Origin of the sequence: Litchfieldella rifensis (assembly GCF_042646605.1) — a bacterium.
GTDB classification, from domain to species: domain Bacteria; phylum Pseudomonadota; class Gammaproteobacteria; order Pseudomonadales; family Halomonadaceae; genus Litchfieldella; species Litchfieldella rifensis.
Genome location: NZ_JBHRUG010000037.1, coordinates 52,224 through 66,718 on the forward strand (window position 1 = coordinate 52,224; position 14,495 = coordinate 66,718).

The following is a 14,495-nucleotide window of genomic DNA, read 5'->3' on the forward strand; positions in this document are numbered from 1 at the left end:
CTTCTTCGGCGAGTGGCTGTTGCTCTCGCCGAGGCTGTCCTGGAAGCGGCGCAGCAGCTCCTTCTGATCCTCGTTGAGCTTGACCGGGGTTTCCAGCACCACCTTGCACAGCAAGTCGCCGGGGGGGCCGCCACGTACCGGCTTGACGCCCTTGCCCTTGAGGCGGAACACCTTGCCGGTCTGGGTCTCGGGCGGAATCTTGAGCTTGACCCGGCCATTGAGCGTCGGCACTTCCAGCTCGCCACCGAGCGCGGCGTCGACGAAGTTGATCGGCACCTCGCATTGCAAGTGACGGCCATCACGCTCGAAGATCGGGTGGGGCTTGATCGCCACCTGCACATAGAGATCGCCGGGGGGACCGCCGTTGATGCCGGCCTCGCCTTCGCCGTTCAAGCGGATGCGATCGCCGGTATCCACGCCGGCGGGAATCTTCACCGACAGCGTGCGGGTCTCGCGCACACGGCCTTCGCCGTGGCATTCGTGGCAGGGTACCTTGATCATCTGCCCGCTGCCGTGGCAGGTCGGGCACGTCTGCTGCACGGCAAAGAAGCCCTGCTGCATGCGCACCTGGCCATGGCCACCGCAGGTCGGACAGGTCTCCTTGCTGGATCCCGGCTCGGCACCGCGCCCATCACACCGGCCGCATTCCACGTGACGCGGCACGCGGATATCCACGGTGGTACCGGCCACGGCATCCTCGAGATCGAGCTCGAGGTTGTAGCGCAAGTCACTGCCGCGCTGCGGGGCATGGGGATTGCGCCGGCCAGCGCCGCCGCCCCCGAAGATGTCGCCGAACACGTCGCCGAAGATATCGCTGAAGCCGCCGGCGCCGGCACCGCCGAAGCCGCCGCCACCGAAACCGCCGGCCTGCCCCTCGACCCCGGCATGGCCGAACTGGTCGTAGGCGGCACGCTTCTCGCTGTCGGTCAGGACCTCGTAGGCCTCGGAGACTTCGCGGAACTTCTCGGCCGCTGTCTCGTCACCGGGATTGCGGTCGGGATGATATTTCTGGGCCAAGCGCCGATACGCCTTCTTGATCTCTTTCTGATCGGCTTCACGGTCGAGGCCCAGCACCTCGTAGTAGTCACGTTTGGACATCGATCTGTCCACCTCCTATCGGCGCTACGCAAACGCCAACGCGGGAGTCATGCGGCCCCCGCGCTGGCGTCGTCCATAGCTTCTGACGTCGTGGTTACTGCTTCTTCTGGTCGTCGTTGACTTCTTCGTACTCGGCATCGACCACGTCGTCTTCCTTCTTCTCGCCGGCAGCGGTTTCGTCACCCGCCGCTTGAGCGCCTTCGGCCTGTTCGGCGTACATCTTCTGGGCCAGCTCGCCGGAAGCTTCGGTCAAGGCATCCAGCTTGGCCTGGATGGCCTGCGAATCGTCGCCCTTGACGGCCTCTTCCAGCTCGGCGATCGCAGACTCGATCTTCTGCTTCTCGTCGGCGCTGGCCTTGTCGCCGGCTTCCTGCAGCGTCTTGCGCGCGGCATGGACCATGCCATCGGCCTGGTTGCGCAACTGCACCAGCTCCTCGAACTTCTTGTCTTCCTCGGCATGCGCCTCGGCATCACGCTGCATCTGTTCGATTTCCTCCTCGGTCAAACCGCTGGAGGCCTTGATGACGATCGACTGCTCCTTGTTGGTGGCCTTGTCCTTGGCGGAGACGTGCAGGATGCCGTTGGCATCGATATCGAAGGCGACCTCGATCTGCGGCACGCCGCGCGGTGCCGGCGGAATGTCGGCCAGGTCGAAGCGGCCCAGCGACTTGTTCTGGCTGGCCTGCTTGCGCTCGCCCTGCAACACGTGAATGGTCACCGCCGTCTGGTTGTCGTCCGCGGTCGAGAAGGTCTGGGTCTTCTTGGTCGGAATGGTCGAGTTCTTCTCGATCAGCGGCGTCATCACCCCACCCAGGGTCTCGATGCCGAGCGTCAGCGGCGTCACGTCGAGCAGCAGGACGTCCTTGACGCCACCGCCGAGCACGCCACCCTGGATGGCAGCACCCACGGCCACGGCCTCGTCCGGGTTGACGTCCTTGCGGGCATCCTTGCCGAAGAACTCGGCGACCTTCTTCTGCACCAGCGGCATGCGCGTCTGGCCGCCGACCAGGATCACATCGTCGATCTCGGACGCGGACAGGCCGGCATCCTGCAGAGCGGTCTTGCACGGCCCGATGGAGCGCTGCACCAAGTCTTCGACCAGCGACTCCAGTTTGGCCCGGGTCACCTTGACATTGAGGTGCTTGGGCCCGGTATTGTCGGCGGTGATGTAGGGCAGATTGACATCGGTCTGCTGGGCGCTGGACAGCTCGATCTTGGCCTTCTCGGCGGCCTCCTTGAGGCGCTGCATGGCCAGATTGTCGCCGGACAGGTCGATGCCGCTGTCGTGCTTGAACTGATCGACCAGGTAGTTGATCAGTTGCATGTCGAAGTCTTCACCACCCAGGAAGGTGTCGCCGTTGGTGGACAGCACTTCGAACTGGGTCTCGCCATCGACATCGGCCACTTCGATGATCGAAATATCGAAGGTACCGCCGCCCAGGTCATAGACGGCGAGGGTCTTGTCACCGCGCGACTTGTCCATGCCATAGGCCAGCGCCGCTGCGGTCGGCTCGTTGATGATGCGTTTGACCTCGAGCCCGGCGATACGCCCGGCGTCCTTGGTGGCCTGACGCTGCGAGTCGTTGAAGTAGGCCGGCACGGTGATCACCGCCTCGGTGACTTCCTCACCCAGGTAATCCTCGGCGGTCTTCTTCATCTTCTTCAGCACTTCGGCGCTGACCTGCGGCGGCGCCAGCTTCTTGCCCTTGACTTCCACCCAGGCGTCACCGTTGTCGGCTTCGGTGATGGCGTAGGGCACCATCTTGATGTCCTTCTGCACGACATCGTCCTGGAAGCGCCGACCGATCAGACGCTTGATGGCATATAGCGTGTTCTTCGGGTTAGTGACCGCCTGGCGCTTGGCCGCCTGGCCCACCAGAATCTCGCCATCATCGGTGTAGGCGATGATGGACGGCGTGGTGCGGCCACCTTCGGCGTTCTCGATGACTTTGGCACTCTCGCCGTCGAGAACGGCGACACAGGAGTTGGTAGTCCCCAGGTCAATACCGATGATGCGTCCCATAGGAAATCCTCGAAATTCGTTGCTTTGTCCAGTATTCGCGACATTCGCCGCAGTGTTGACGTCTATGTGGGGGCCGCCGGAATCATTTCAAGTCCGCCCCCGCGATTGGTTTCGTCAGCTCGATTCCTGACTGACCACCACCATGGCGGGTCGCACCAATCGGCCATTGAGCAGATAGCCCTTCTGCACCACCTCCATCACGGTGTTGGGCTCGAGCTCGGGATTGGGCACCATCGCCATGGCTTCGTGGTACTGCGGATCGAAGGGCTCGCCCTCGGGCTCGACCACCTCGACACCGAACTTGTTCAGCACGTCGAGCTGCATCTTCAGCGTCATGGAGACACCTTCGCGATGCGTCTCGTCGGCGCCCTCTTGCATGGCATCCAGCGCCTTCTCGAGGCTGTCGACCACCGGCAGCAATTCCTTGACGAACCTTTCCAGCGCGAACTTGCGCGCCTTGTCGACGTCCTGCTCGGCACGGCGGCGCACGTTCTGTGCCTCGGCGGCGGCGCGCAACGCCTGCTCCTTGGTTTCGGCCAGGCTCTGTTCCAACTCCTCGACGCGCGCGGTCAGCACCTCGGCGTCGGGTTCTTCCAGATTCTCGGCATCCGCCGCCGCTTCCTCGGCGGCCTCATCAGCCCCTTCCACGGTGTCCTGGGGCTCCGGCTGAGGCTCTGCTTCCTCGCGTTCGGCGCGCTCCACTTCCTCTTCGACGGGTGTCTGAGGTTCTTTAGCCATGAACATCTCCTGACAGCGCACAACGGCCACAGGCCGCAGTTGGTGTACGTTTGGTTAACGAAGAACGGTGTGATAACCGGAGTTGCAGGCTATATGGGGGTAACCGCATTGATCTCAAGGCATCACCGACAATCCCTTGGCGACTGGCGATTGAAGCCCCCCATCAACTACTGTATAAACACACAGAATGACATGTCATGGGAAACCTGCGTCGCGCAGGAGAACGCCTGGAGGTGATCATGCTGGTGCAGCTTGCGATTCGCGATTACGCCATTGTCGATAGCCTGGATCTGGAGCTGCATGGCGGCATGACCGCCATCACCGGCGAGACCGGCGCCGGCAAGTCGATCCTGCTCGGCGCGCTCGGCCTGTGTCTGGGCGAACGCGCCGATGCCGGCAGCGTGCGCCATGGCAGCGAGCGTGCCGACCTCTCCGCACGCTTCGACATCTCCGCCCTACCCCAAGCCCGCGCCTGGCTGGAAGGCCGCGAACTGCCCAGCGACGACTGCCTGCTGCGGCGGGTGATCACCGCCTCCGGTCGCTCCAAGGCCTGGATCAACGGCCAACCCACGACCGTCGCGGACCTCAAGGGCCTCGGCGAACACCTGATCGAGATCCACGGCCAGCATGCCCACCAGGCGCTGCTGCGCGAGGACACCCATCTGCGCCTGCTCGATGACTTCGCCGGCCATGCGCCGGCCGTGGCGGAACTCGCCGCCACCTATCGCCAGTGGCAGGACCGGCGGCGCCGACTCAAGCGGCTGGCCGAGGACGGGGATGAGATGCAGGCACGCCGGCAACTGCTGCGCTACCAGGTCGAGGAACTCGACCAGCTGGCGCTGGAGGACGGCGAACTCAAGGCGCTGGAAGAGGAACAGGAAGCGCTGGCGCATGCCGAGGAGACGCTACGCGAGGCGCAGTTCGCGGCCGAATGCTGCGACCACGACGAGGCCGGCGCCCTGCACCTGCTGACCCAGGCGGTCAACCGGCTCGGCCCGCTGCCCGGCAGCGAGCGTGGCCACCTGGCCGAAGCGCTGGGCATGCTGGACGACGCGCGAATCCAGATCGAGGAAGCCGCCCGCGAGTTGCATCGCTTCGTCGACACCACCGAGCTCGACCCCGAGCGCCTGGCCCAGGTCGAAGAGCGCCTGGGCGAAGTCCACCGCATCGCGCGCAAGCACCACGTGATGCCCGAAGAGCTCACCGGCCTGCATCAGCGGCTGCACGCCGAGCTCGCCGGGCTGGAAGGCGACGAACACGATCTCGAGGCGCTGACTGCCGAAGTCGAAGCGCTACGCGACAACTGGCGCCAGCAGGCTCGGGCGATTGCCGAAGCGCGCCGCGAGGCGGCGGTTCGCTTCGGCAGGGAAGTACAGGATCAACTGGCCTTCCTGGCCATGGGCAAGGCCAGCTTCCGGGTGCAGGTAGAGAGCAGCGATACGCCGGCGCCCAACGGCCTGGACAGCGTATGCTTTCTGATCAGCGCCAACCCGGGCCAACCTGCTCGGCCCTTGACCAAGGTCGCCTCCGGGGGCGAACTGTCGCGCATCAGCCTGGCCATCCAGGTGGTGGCCGCCAGCCATTCGACCATTCCCACCCTGGTATTCGACGAGGTCGATGTCGGCATTTCCGGCGCCACTGCCGAGATCGTCGGCCAACTGCTCAAGCGCCTCGGTGCTCAGGGGCAGGTAATGACCGTCACCCACCTGCCTCAGGTGGCGGCTCAGGCACATCAGCACCTGCACATCGAGAAACAGGCACGCGACGACACCACCCTGACCCAGATGGCGCTGCTCGATGAGGCTGGCCGGGTCAGCGAACTGGCGCGCATGCTGGGCGGCGTCAAGCTATCCGAACACACCCTGGCCCACGCTCGCGAAATGCTCGATGCCAGCCAGCGCGCCCATCACTAGGCACTACGGTGATGAGTAGGCACTCTACATCATCAGGTACTATGACAAGACGCAGGCAGGCACCGCCGCCCTCGACGTCTCGAGGCCGGCGTCGTCCATTCTCGGGCGCTGCGGGTTACTTCTTGATGTTTTCCTGGCGAGTCGCCTTGGAGCCCTTGGGGCGTACATAGAGCACCAGAGCATGGTCGACGAGTTCGAAGTCATGCTCTTCGGCGATCTCCTGCTGGCGACGTTCGATGGTTTCATCGAAGAACTCGATGATCTCGCCGCTCTCCAGGCACACCATATGGTCATGATGCTCTTCCTGGGAGATTTCGAAGACCGCATGGCCACCATCGAAGTTATGACGAATCACCAGGCCGGCGGATTCGAACTGCGTCAAGACGCGATAGACGGTCGCCAGCCCGACATCCTCTCCGGCTTCCAGCAACGCCTTGTAAACGTCCTCGGCACTCAGGTGGTGCTGATCGGGCGCATTCTCGAGAATCTGAAGGATCTTGACGCGCGGCAGGGTCACTTTCAGACCCGCTTTGCGCAATTCATGGTTCTGATCGGCCATGGTTGCTCTTCGCAGTAACGTGTAGGGTCGGGTATCATCGACCGACTCAACGATAGTGAAGAACAGGCGCAAATGCAAAAGCTGATTAAAACAGTCACCCTTTCCGTCGCGCTGTCGCTGGTCGGCGGCTGCAGCTACCTCGGCGTGTACAAGCGCGACCTGACCCAGGGCAACCTGGTGACCCAGGACATGGTTGCCGAACTCCAGCCAGGCATGAGCCGCGAGCAGGTCAAATACGTGATGGGCAGTCCGCTGCTCGAGGCCCCCTTCGATGCCGACCAGTGGGACTATCTGTTCCGGCTCGATGAAGCCTACGGCGGCGTGGATCAGCGGCGCGTGACACTGACCTTCGCCAACGATCGCCTGGTGAACATCACCACCGAAGGCGACCTGTCAGGCGATATCGACCTTACGGCTCCCGACGGCCCCGGCCCCACCCCGGAAGGCGTCGGCCCCGAAGACAATCTCATGACCCCCCAGCCTTCGCCCGAGGAGATCGAGGAGGGGGCGCCCTAAGGGGAAAACCCGTTAGTGCTGGTGGTCGCCCCTGCGTGATGCTCGCTGTTTGCGGGCATCCTTGGGGTCGATCTTGAGCGGCCGGTAGACCTCGACACGATCCCCCGCCTGTAGCTCATGGTGGTCGGGGTCGCGCAGCAGCTTGCCGAAGATCCCCAGGCCGGCCTCGGCAAAGGTTTCCTCCGGCAGCTCGGGGAAATACCGCGGCAGATCGGCGAGCGCCACCGCCCCGCGCGCGGTGGTGCCTCGGGGCACTTCCAGGGTCACGATCTTCTGCCGTTCGGGCAGCGCAAAGGCGACTTCCACCACCAGGCTCCCGAACCGCTCCTCTTCGCGTTCGGAGTCAGCCATAGATCTCGTCGGCACGCCGTGTAAAGGAGTCTACCAACTGCCCCGCCACCTGCTGGAACAACTTGCCGAAGGCCATGCCCAATAGCCGATTGGCGAACTCGAACTCCATCTCCAGGCTCACCTTGCAGGCATTCTCGCCCATCGGCGTGAACAACCAGCGCCCGCGCAAGCGACGAAAGGGCCCCTTGACCAGCGACAACTCGATACGCTCCGGCGAATACAGGTCATTGCGGGTGGTAAAGCTCTGCTCGACACCGGCCTTGGCCAACGTCAGTTCCCCGATAAGGTGGACATCATCCTGCTCGATCAGGCGTGCCCGACGACACCCGGGCAGAAACTCTGGATAGCGCTCGAAATCGTTGACCAGGTCGAACATCGCCTGGGGAGAATGCCGCACCAGGGCGGACCGATTGACCGTTGGCATGTACCTCTCCGCTGACTTTACAAGGCCTTGGGCGTATCATGGGCAGTTATTTCGTCAAGCCTTGAATGGTACCACGCTTCCCCCCATCTCGGAGGGGTCGCCACCACGAGGCATATCGATCAACGAGGTTTCATGGCCAACAAGAAAGGCAAGAGCAAAGGGCCCGGCAACAACGTCATCGCCCAGAACAAGAAGGCGCGCTTCGAATACCATATTCAGGAGACCTTCGAAGCGGGCCTGGCATTGTCAGGTTGGGAGGTGAAGAGCCTGCGCGCCGGCAAGGCCCAGCTCACCGACACCTATATCCTGATCAAGAACGGTGAGGCCTGGCTGCTGGGTAGCCATATCACGCCGCTCAACACCGCCAGCACGCATGAAATCGCCGACCCGACGCGTACCCGCAAGCTGCTGCTACACCGCAAGGAGATCGCCAAGATCTTCTCGCGCACCCAGGACAAGGGGCACACCTGCGTGCCGCTGAAACTGTACTGGAAGAAGAACCTGATCAAGTGCGAGCTGGCCCTGGTCACGGGCAAGAAGCAGCACGACAAGCGCGCCACCGAGAAGGAGCGCGACTGGAACCGCCAGAAGGCGCGCATCATGCGCGACAATACGTAGATGAGTGGGGCTTGAACTAGCATTGCCTCATCCCCACCTGTTAGAATGCACAGGTTCCACGGGGGCGACATGGCTTCGACGCCGGTGACAACCTCCTAGGTGCATGCCGAGAGCGTGATGTATCTCGTAAATCCAACATCACGACTAAATAGTCGCAAACGACGACAACTACGCTCAGGGCGCGCTGGCAGCTTAAATAGCTGTTAGCTTCTTGCCCGGCCCGAACGCGATGTGCCCATTCATCGCCGACGGGATATGAGCTAAAGCTGATGGGATCGCGGTTGGCGGCGTCCTCACGTCAATCGCTAAACCTTTGAGGAATCGCGTTGCTGGATCCTGCCCGTCGGAGCCAGTGGCGTTAAACCAGAAGACGGACCTAAGCATGTAGAGCCGAAGAGCGAGTACCGGCGGACGCGGGTTCAATTCCCGCCGCCTCCACCAACAAGCATACGAATCAAGCACCTACGGGTGCTTTTTTCGTTTTCCAACCCACCTGTCCATCCTCTCGAACCCGAGCGCGCCAGGCACCACACCTATTTCCGTGCCAGCACCCGCTGGATTGCTGATCACCTTTGCCCCAACGGCGACCAGTGATTTAGGCTCTTCCGGGCCAGAGACTTACCAGGCGGCCTCGTCCCCAGGTGGCTTGCGCGCGGCAATGCAGTGACACTCGAGGCCGAGATGAACCCGCCCATCCTCCGCCTGGTATGGCTCCACGGCCTTGGCGACAGCCTGCCAGATGTCTTGCTGCTGCTCGGGCGACTGCCCGTCGAGGAGCCTCACGATGTCCCGGGCAATATCCTGCAGGAAGTGGACATAGGCATCGGGTGAGTCATGGACACATTCGCTGGCGACTTGCTCGAGCGCTATCTGATCGAAGCCCGCCGCCTGGAACCGCCGCTCGAGGTCCGCGCTGTCGGCAAGCCGGAAGATATTCGGTTCGTCGGGATCCGGTGGCCCGACCCCGACCGCACGGCGCACCGTCGCGCCCGCCACCGACAGCAACGGCGACTTCGCGGGCTCGCTGAAAACCGCCATGGCAACGCGACCACCTGGCTTCAACAACTCATGGACCCGACTCAGACACGCATCCGGGTCGGCCATCAACATCAACCCCCACCGGCACAGGGCAGCGTCGAAACCGGCTTCCGGAATCTCCAGCACCTCACCGTTGCACGCGTAGAAGGAAACGTTCGTCATGCCAGCCTTGGCGACCCGTTCACGGGCCAGTGCAATCATCTCCGGCGAAAGGTCCGTCGCCACCACCGTTCCGCTGGAGCCCACCCGCTCGAGGATGCTCATCAAGGGCTCGCCATAGCCCGTGGCGATGTCGAGCACCTTGTGTCCGGCATCGAGTCGGGCCATGTCCACCAGCCGGTCGTTGATCACCTGGGCGGCCGATTCGATGGTTGGCGCCCACTTCTTCCAACCAGCGGCCACGGAGTCCCAGCCCCGACGGGCTGCCTCCGCCCCCTGTGCCGGATCGGATGAGTTCTCGGTCATGGCAGCTTCTCCACCTGAACCAGCGCCCTGCCTTGCGCAAGGCCTTGAACTTAGCTTAGCAGCAGTTCGGTAAGGCCTTGGCAAGAATGGCGTATTGGCGGAAAGGCCCTTTCCCGCTTGCCCCGCCCGCCCTTGGATGGAATTATTTTCTCCTGCGGCAATCTACGCTGCCGTGCCATACGAGAGGGAGGTCCAATGCACAAGGGTATCCATCATTCACTGTTAGCCATGGCCTGCGCCCTGCTGCTGGGTGGAGCCGCCGTTGCCGATGCCAGCGAGGACAAGGTCTTCGGTTGGGTGGAAAAAGCGACCGTCGAACCTTGGGGTGTGGAAGTGAAGGCCAAGCTCGACAGTGGCGCCCTGACCTCGTCGCTGGATGCTCGCGATATCGAACGCTTCGAAAAGGACGGCGAGGAGTGGGTGCGCTTTCGACTCGAACTCGAAGACGAGGATAGCGGCGAGGTGACCACCGAGACGCTCGAGCGGCCGGTCAATCGCAAGCTCCTGCTGCGCGGTGCCGGTGGCGAGACCCACCGGGTCACGGTGATCATGACGATCTGTGTCGGCGACACCCTCTACGAGGAGGATTTCAGCCTGCGCAACCGGGAGAACATGCTCTACCCGGTGCTGCTGGGACGGCGCACCATCGAGCACCTGGGACTCCTCGACGCGACCCGGACCTTCCAGCATCAACCCGAGTGCGATGACGATTCGCCGCGGGTCGCCTATGAGGACGATGACTGAGAAGCGACACGCGGCCTTCTCCATCGCCTGACAGGAGCATCGCTAGCTGTACAATACGTGTATAGAATGATGCGAACCGATGCCGATACGGATGGGCTGCGAGTCCGGGTGCCTGGCACCGCGGGTCCGGCCCCGCCTTCCCACGCTGATTCATGGAGGTCGAAGCGTGCTTCAATCGCGCCTTGTCTGCCTGCTGGCGAGCTGGATGCTGATGACACTGATGGTCGTCAGCCTTCCCCTCCAGGCCCAACAGAACGAACCCCCTGCCGATGCCTCCACCTACTCGACACTGGCCGACCTGCTCGAGAACGAGCAGGCCCGCAACAAGCTGATCGAGCAGTTGCGCAGCCTGGCCTCGCAAACCGAGGGCGCCGCTCCCCAGCAGGACAACGGGGAGAAATCGTCATCGGCGCCAAGCGGCCAGACTGACAAGCAGGCCTCGCTGCCGCGGCGCCTGGCGGAAGCCACCAGCACTATCGCCGGCGATATCGGCGGGCAGTTCAACCGCCTGATCAAGGCCATCGGTGCACTGTTCAGCGGCGAGGCGGCGGCGGGAGAAGGCGCCTTCGACAGGGGCGCCTTCTTCAATGCGGCGCTCAACCTGGCGCTGGTGATTCTCGCCACCTTCGCGTTGTTCCTCGGCTTCCGGCGCCTCGCCAAGCCGGGCTTCGCCCGCATCAGCCAATGGTCGCAGCTAGGCGATGGGCTCACGCCGGTCCTGCGCCTGGTGATCGCCGTGGCCGCCGCCGCAGCGATCGACGTGGTGGTCGTGGCCCTGGCGTATGTCGGCGGCAACCTGATTGCCACCTTTGCCATCGGTGAGAGTGGCGAACTCTCGACCCGGGCCTCGCTGTTCCTGAACGCCTTCCTGATCATCGAGCTGCTCAAGGCCGCGGTGCGCATGCTGTTCTCGTCGCGCTATGAAGGCCTTCGCCTGCTGCCGCTCACGGCAGCGGATGCCAGCTACTGGAACCGTTGGATTGCCCGCCTGATCGGCCTGGTGGGGTATGGCCTGATGGTGGTGGTGCCACTGCTCAACTATTACCTGTCGCCGGCGCTGGGCCAGGGCATCGGCACGCTGATCATGCTCGGCGCCTTCGTCTACGCCGTGACCGTGGTGCTCAAGAATCGCCTCAAACTACGCCAGGCCATCGAAGCCAAGGCCGAAGCGGCGACCATGAGTGCCACACGCCTGTCGCTGCGGCTATTCGCCCGGGCCTGGCATTGGCTGGCCATCGCCTATTTCCTGATGGTGCTGCTGGTGACCCTGGTTCGCCCGGCCGACGCACTCCCCTTCGTGATGCTGGCCACGCTCAAGACACTGCTGGTCGTCGGCGCTGGCATTCTGCTTTCCAGCCTGCTGACGCAGACCATCGGCCGACGCATCACCCTGCCCGAGGATCTGCGCCACAAGCTGCCGAAGCTGGAACCACGGCTCAATTCCTACATCCCCAACGCATTGCGGGTGATCCGGGCAATCATTCTGATCATCGTCGTCATGCTGGTGCTGAGCGCCTGGGGCGCCTTCGACCTCAGTGCCTGGTACGCTTCCCAGTCTGGTCGTGATCTGATCGGTAGAGTCGTCAGCATCGGCGTGATCCTGGTCGTGGCTGCAGTCATCTGGCTCACCTTGGCCAGCCTGATCGAGCATCGCCTGAGTCCTGATGCGGGAGGTGGCGAGCCGTCAGCACGGGCCAGAACCCTGCTCAGCCTGTTCCGCAACGCCCTGGCCGTTGCCATCATCACCTTGACGGCGATGATCGTGCTCTCGGAACTCGGCATCAACATCGGCCCACTGATCGCCGGTGCCGGGGTACTCGGCCTGGCGATCGGCTTTGGCGCCCAGAAACTGGTGCAGGACATCATCACCGGTGTCTTCATCCAGGTCGAGAACGCCATGAACACCGGCGACGTGGTCACCGTAGGGGGTATCACCGGTACCGCCGAGCGGCTGAGCATCCGCTCGGTCGGTATCCGCGACCTGTCGGGCACCTATCACATCGTGCCGTTCTCCAGCGTCGACACCGTGTCCAACTACATGCGCGAGTTCGCCTACCATGTCGGCGAGTACGGCATCGCCTACCGTGAGAACATCGACGAGGCCATTGTCAGGCTGCGCGAGGCCTTCGACGAGTTGGCCAATGACGACGAGCACAAGATGAACCTGCTGGCACCGCTGGAAGTGGCCGGCGTTATCGCCCTGGCCGACAGTTCGGTGAACATCCGCGTGCGCATCAAGACCACACCGGGCACCCAGTGGGCGACCGGCCGCGCCTACAATCGCCTGGTCAAGATGCACTTCGATGCCGCCGGGATCGAGATCCCCTTCCCACACACCACGCTGTACTTCGGCGAGGACAAGGACGGTACCGCGCCACCGGCCCGCTTGCACGTCGCACGGGAAGCGCGTCCCAGCACCGATGACGGCCAGGACTACAGTGACGACCCTCGCGCCCAGCCCAACCCGAAGTTCAAGGGCGACTTCGACGAGGATTGACGCTACCTCATCCCATCATGAAACAGGGGGCTGCCGGATGGCAGCCCCCTGTTTCATTGGCGGTACCGGCGCGCCGGCTTGGTTCAGTGCGTGGTGACCAGCATCACCACGCTGAGCGCCGCCGAGGCCCACATCGCCGGCTTGATCTCCTCGAAGCGCCCAGTGAAGACCTTGATCAGCACGAAGCTCAGGAAACCGAAGGCGATCCCCAGGGTGATCGAATAGGTCAGCGGCATCAGGATGATCGCCAGAAAGGCCGGGAAGGCCTGGTCGTAGCGGGTCCAGTCGATCTTGGTGATCGGCGCCAGCATGAACAGGCCGACCAGCACCAGGGCCGGCGCGGTGGCGATGCTCGGCACCAGCGACAGCAGCGGCGACAGGAACAGGAACGGCAGGAACAGCACGGCGATGACCACCGCCACCAGACCGGTACGACCACCCTGTGCCACGCCGGCACCGGACTCGATGAAGGTCTGGGCGGCGCTGGTGCCCAAGGGCGCGGCGACCATCGAGGCGAAGGCATCGACCGTCATCGAGCGCTTGAGGTTGCGCGGATTGCCGTCCTTGTCCTTGAGATTGGCCGACTCCGACAGCGCCATGAAGCACGACAGGGCGTCGAAGAAGTTGGTGAACAGCATCACGAAGATGAACGGTAGATAGGCGACCTTCAGCGCCCCCCAGATGTCGACCTGCATCACCGCGCTGAAGTCGGGCCAGGCGGCCAGGCCGCTCCACTCGACGACCACTTCACCGCCCCACAGGCGGCCCATGGGCGTGGCCAGCAGCGTGGTCAGGGCGATGCCCAGGATCAGCGCGCCGTTGAAGCGCAGGATCACCATGATCGCCGTGGCCATCATGCCGATGAAGAAGGTGATCAACGACGGCTCCAAGCTGCCCAACGACACCAGGGTGGCCTCGCTGCCGACGATGAAGCCGGCGTTCTTGAAGCCGATGAAGGTGATGAACAGGCCGATGCCACAGGTAATCGCATAGCGCAGCGAGGCCGGGATCGCCTCGATGATCGCCTTGCGCACATTGAACATCGCGAGCAGGGCGAACAATACCCCGGACCAGAACACACAGCCCAGTGCCACTTCCCAGGACAGGCCGGCACCGAGCACCAGGGTATAGGTGAACAGTGCATTCATGCCCATGCCCGGCGCCACCAGGATCGGGTTGCGTGCGTAGAGGCCCATCGCCAGGCTGCTCATGAAACTGATCAGCACGGTGGCCGACAGGGCCGCGGAGAAGGGGATGCCGGCGTCGCTGAGGATGGCCGGGTTGACGACGATGATGTACATGGAGGCCAGAAAGGTGGCGATCCCCGCCAGGATTTCCGTACGCAGGGTGGAACCGCGCCGGCGGACTCCGAAGTAGGTGCTCAGCCAGTGCTCCTGTGACGGCGATCCCGCAGCCGAGCGCAGGGAGGCCTCATGACGAGCGGTCGAGGTCTGTTCCATGGTGTTGTCCCATTGTTGTTGGAGTGGGTGTCAGCGAGTTGATCGATTGGT

General features: G+C 63.4%; 13 protein-coding genes and 1 other RNA gene. 6 read left to right on the forward strand and 8 right to left on the reverse strand.

Annotation, left to right across the window (positions count from 1 at the left end):
- The 3 genes from dnaJ to grpE form a co-directional block, all read right to left on the reverse strand.
- Positions 1-1,098 (reverse strand): molecular chaperone DnaJ (dnaJ, locus tag ACFOEV_RS18550; protein ID WP_386776384.1); only part of this gene is annotated, 1,098 nt, incomplete at its 3' end.
- A 94-nt stretch (positions 1,099-1,192) separates the two neighbouring features.
- Complete coding sequence (dnaK, locus tag ACFOEV_RS18555; protein WP_386776385.1) at positions 1,193-3,121, reverse strand: molecular chaperone DnaK; 1,929 nt, start codon at positions 3,119-3,121, stop codon at positions 1,193-1,195.
- A 114-nt stretch (positions 3,122-3,235) separates the two neighbouring features.
- Positions 3,236-3,859, reverse strand: coding sequence for a nucleotide exchange factor GrpE (gene grpE / locus ACFOEV_RS18560; protein WP_386776386.1), 624 nt, complete (start codon positions 3,857-3,859; stop codon positions 3,236-3,238).
- A 239-nt stretch (positions 3,860-4,098) separates the two neighbouring features.
- On the opposite strand from grpE, the gene recN reads away from it, so the two are divergent.
- The gene (recN, locus tag ACFOEV_RS18565; protein ID WP_386776504.1) at positions 4,099-5,772 is read left to right on the forward strand and encodes a DNA repair protein RecN; all 1,674 of its coding nucleotides are present in this window, start codon (positions 4,099-4,101) and stop codon (positions 5,770-5,772) included.
- Between the two features lie 115 nt (positions 5,773-5,887).
- Here the strand turns inward: recN and fur are convergent, their stop codons facing one another.
- On the reverse strand, positions 5,888-6,331 hold the full coding sequence (gene fur / locus ACFOEV_RS18570; protein WP_386776387.1) for a ferric iron uptake transcriptional regulator: 444 nt from the start codon (positions 6,329-6,331) through the stop codon (positions 5,888-5,890).
- 72 nt (positions 6,332-6,403) lie between these two features.
- Here fur and ACFOEV_RS18575 point away from each other — a divergent pair, with 72 nt between their 5' ends.
- Entirely contained in the window at positions 6,404-6,847 is a 444-nt protein-coding gene (locus ACFOEV_RS18575; RefSeq protein ID WP_386776388.1) for an outer membrane protein assembly factor BamE, read from the forward strand.
- Positions 6,848-6,859: 12 nt separating this feature from the next.
- Here the strand turns inward: ACFOEV_RS18575 and ACFOEV_RS18580 are convergent, their stop codons facing one another.
- Positions 6,860-7,198 carry an RnfH family protein gene (locus ACFOEV_RS18580; RefSeq protein WP_386776389.1) on the reverse strand — a complete coding sequence of 113 codons (339 nt, stop codon included), beginning with the start codon at positions 7,196-7,198 and terminating at the stop codon, positions 6,860-6,862.
- Complete coding sequence (locus ACFOEV_RS18585) at positions 7,191-7,622, reverse strand: type II toxin-antitoxin system RatA family toxin (RefSeq protein WP_386776390.1); 432 nt, start codon at positions 7,620-7,622, stop codon at positions 7,191-7,193. Before ACFOEV_RS18585 ends, ACFOEV_RS18580 begins: the two co-directional genes overlap by 8 nt.
- 132 nt (positions 7,623-7,754) lie before the next feature.
- On the opposite strand from ACFOEV_RS18585, the gene smpB reads away from it, so the two are divergent.
- Both smpB and ssrA read left to right on the forward strand, forming a co-directional pair.
- Positions 7,755-8,240: an SsrA-binding protein SmpB gene (gene smpB / locus ACFOEV_RS18590; RefSeq protein WP_386776391.1), complete on the forward strand. Its 486-nt coding sequence runs from the start codon at positions 7,755-7,757 to the stop codon at positions 8,238-8,240.
- A 60-nt stretch (positions 8,241-8,300) separates the two neighbouring features.
- Positions 8,301-8,681: a transfer-messenger RNA gene (ssrA, locus tag ACFOEV_RS18595) on the forward strand.
- A gap of 177 nt (positions 8,682-8,858) precedes the next feature.
- Here ssrA and ACFOEV_RS18600 read toward each other — a convergent pair.
- Positions 8,859-9,743 carry a class I SAM-dependent methyltransferase gene (locus ACFOEV_RS18600; protein WP_386776392.1) on the reverse strand — a complete coding sequence of 295 codons (885 nt, stop codon included), beginning with the start codon at positions 9,741-9,743 and terminating at the stop codon, positions 8,859-8,861.
- A gap of 195 nt (positions 9,744-9,938) precedes the next feature.
- Between ACFOEV_RS18600 and rloA3 the strand changes: the two genes are divergently transcribed.
- A complete protein-coding gene (gene rloA3, locus ACFOEV_RS18605) occupies positions 9,939-10,487 on the forward strand; it encodes a retropepsin-like aspartic peptidase RloA3 (RefSeq protein ID WP_386776393.1) in 549 nt (182 codons plus the stop codon).
- Positions 10,488-10,653: 166 nt separating this feature from the next.
- A complete protein-coding gene (gene ybiO, locus ACFOEV_RS18610) occupies positions 10,654-12,984 on the forward strand; it encodes a mechanosensitive channel protein (protein ID WP_386776394.1) in 2,331 nt (776 codons plus the stop codon).
- 83 nt (positions 12,985-13,067) lie between these two features.
- Here ybiO and ACFOEV_RS18615 read toward each other — a convergent pair whose 3' ends face one another.
- Complete coding sequence (locus ACFOEV_RS18615) at positions 13,068-14,444, reverse strand: NCS2 family permease (protein ID WP_386776395.1); 1,377 nt, start codon at positions 14,442-14,444, stop codon at positions 13,068-13,070.
- Between the last annotated feature and the right edge of the window lie 51 nt (positions 14,445-14,495).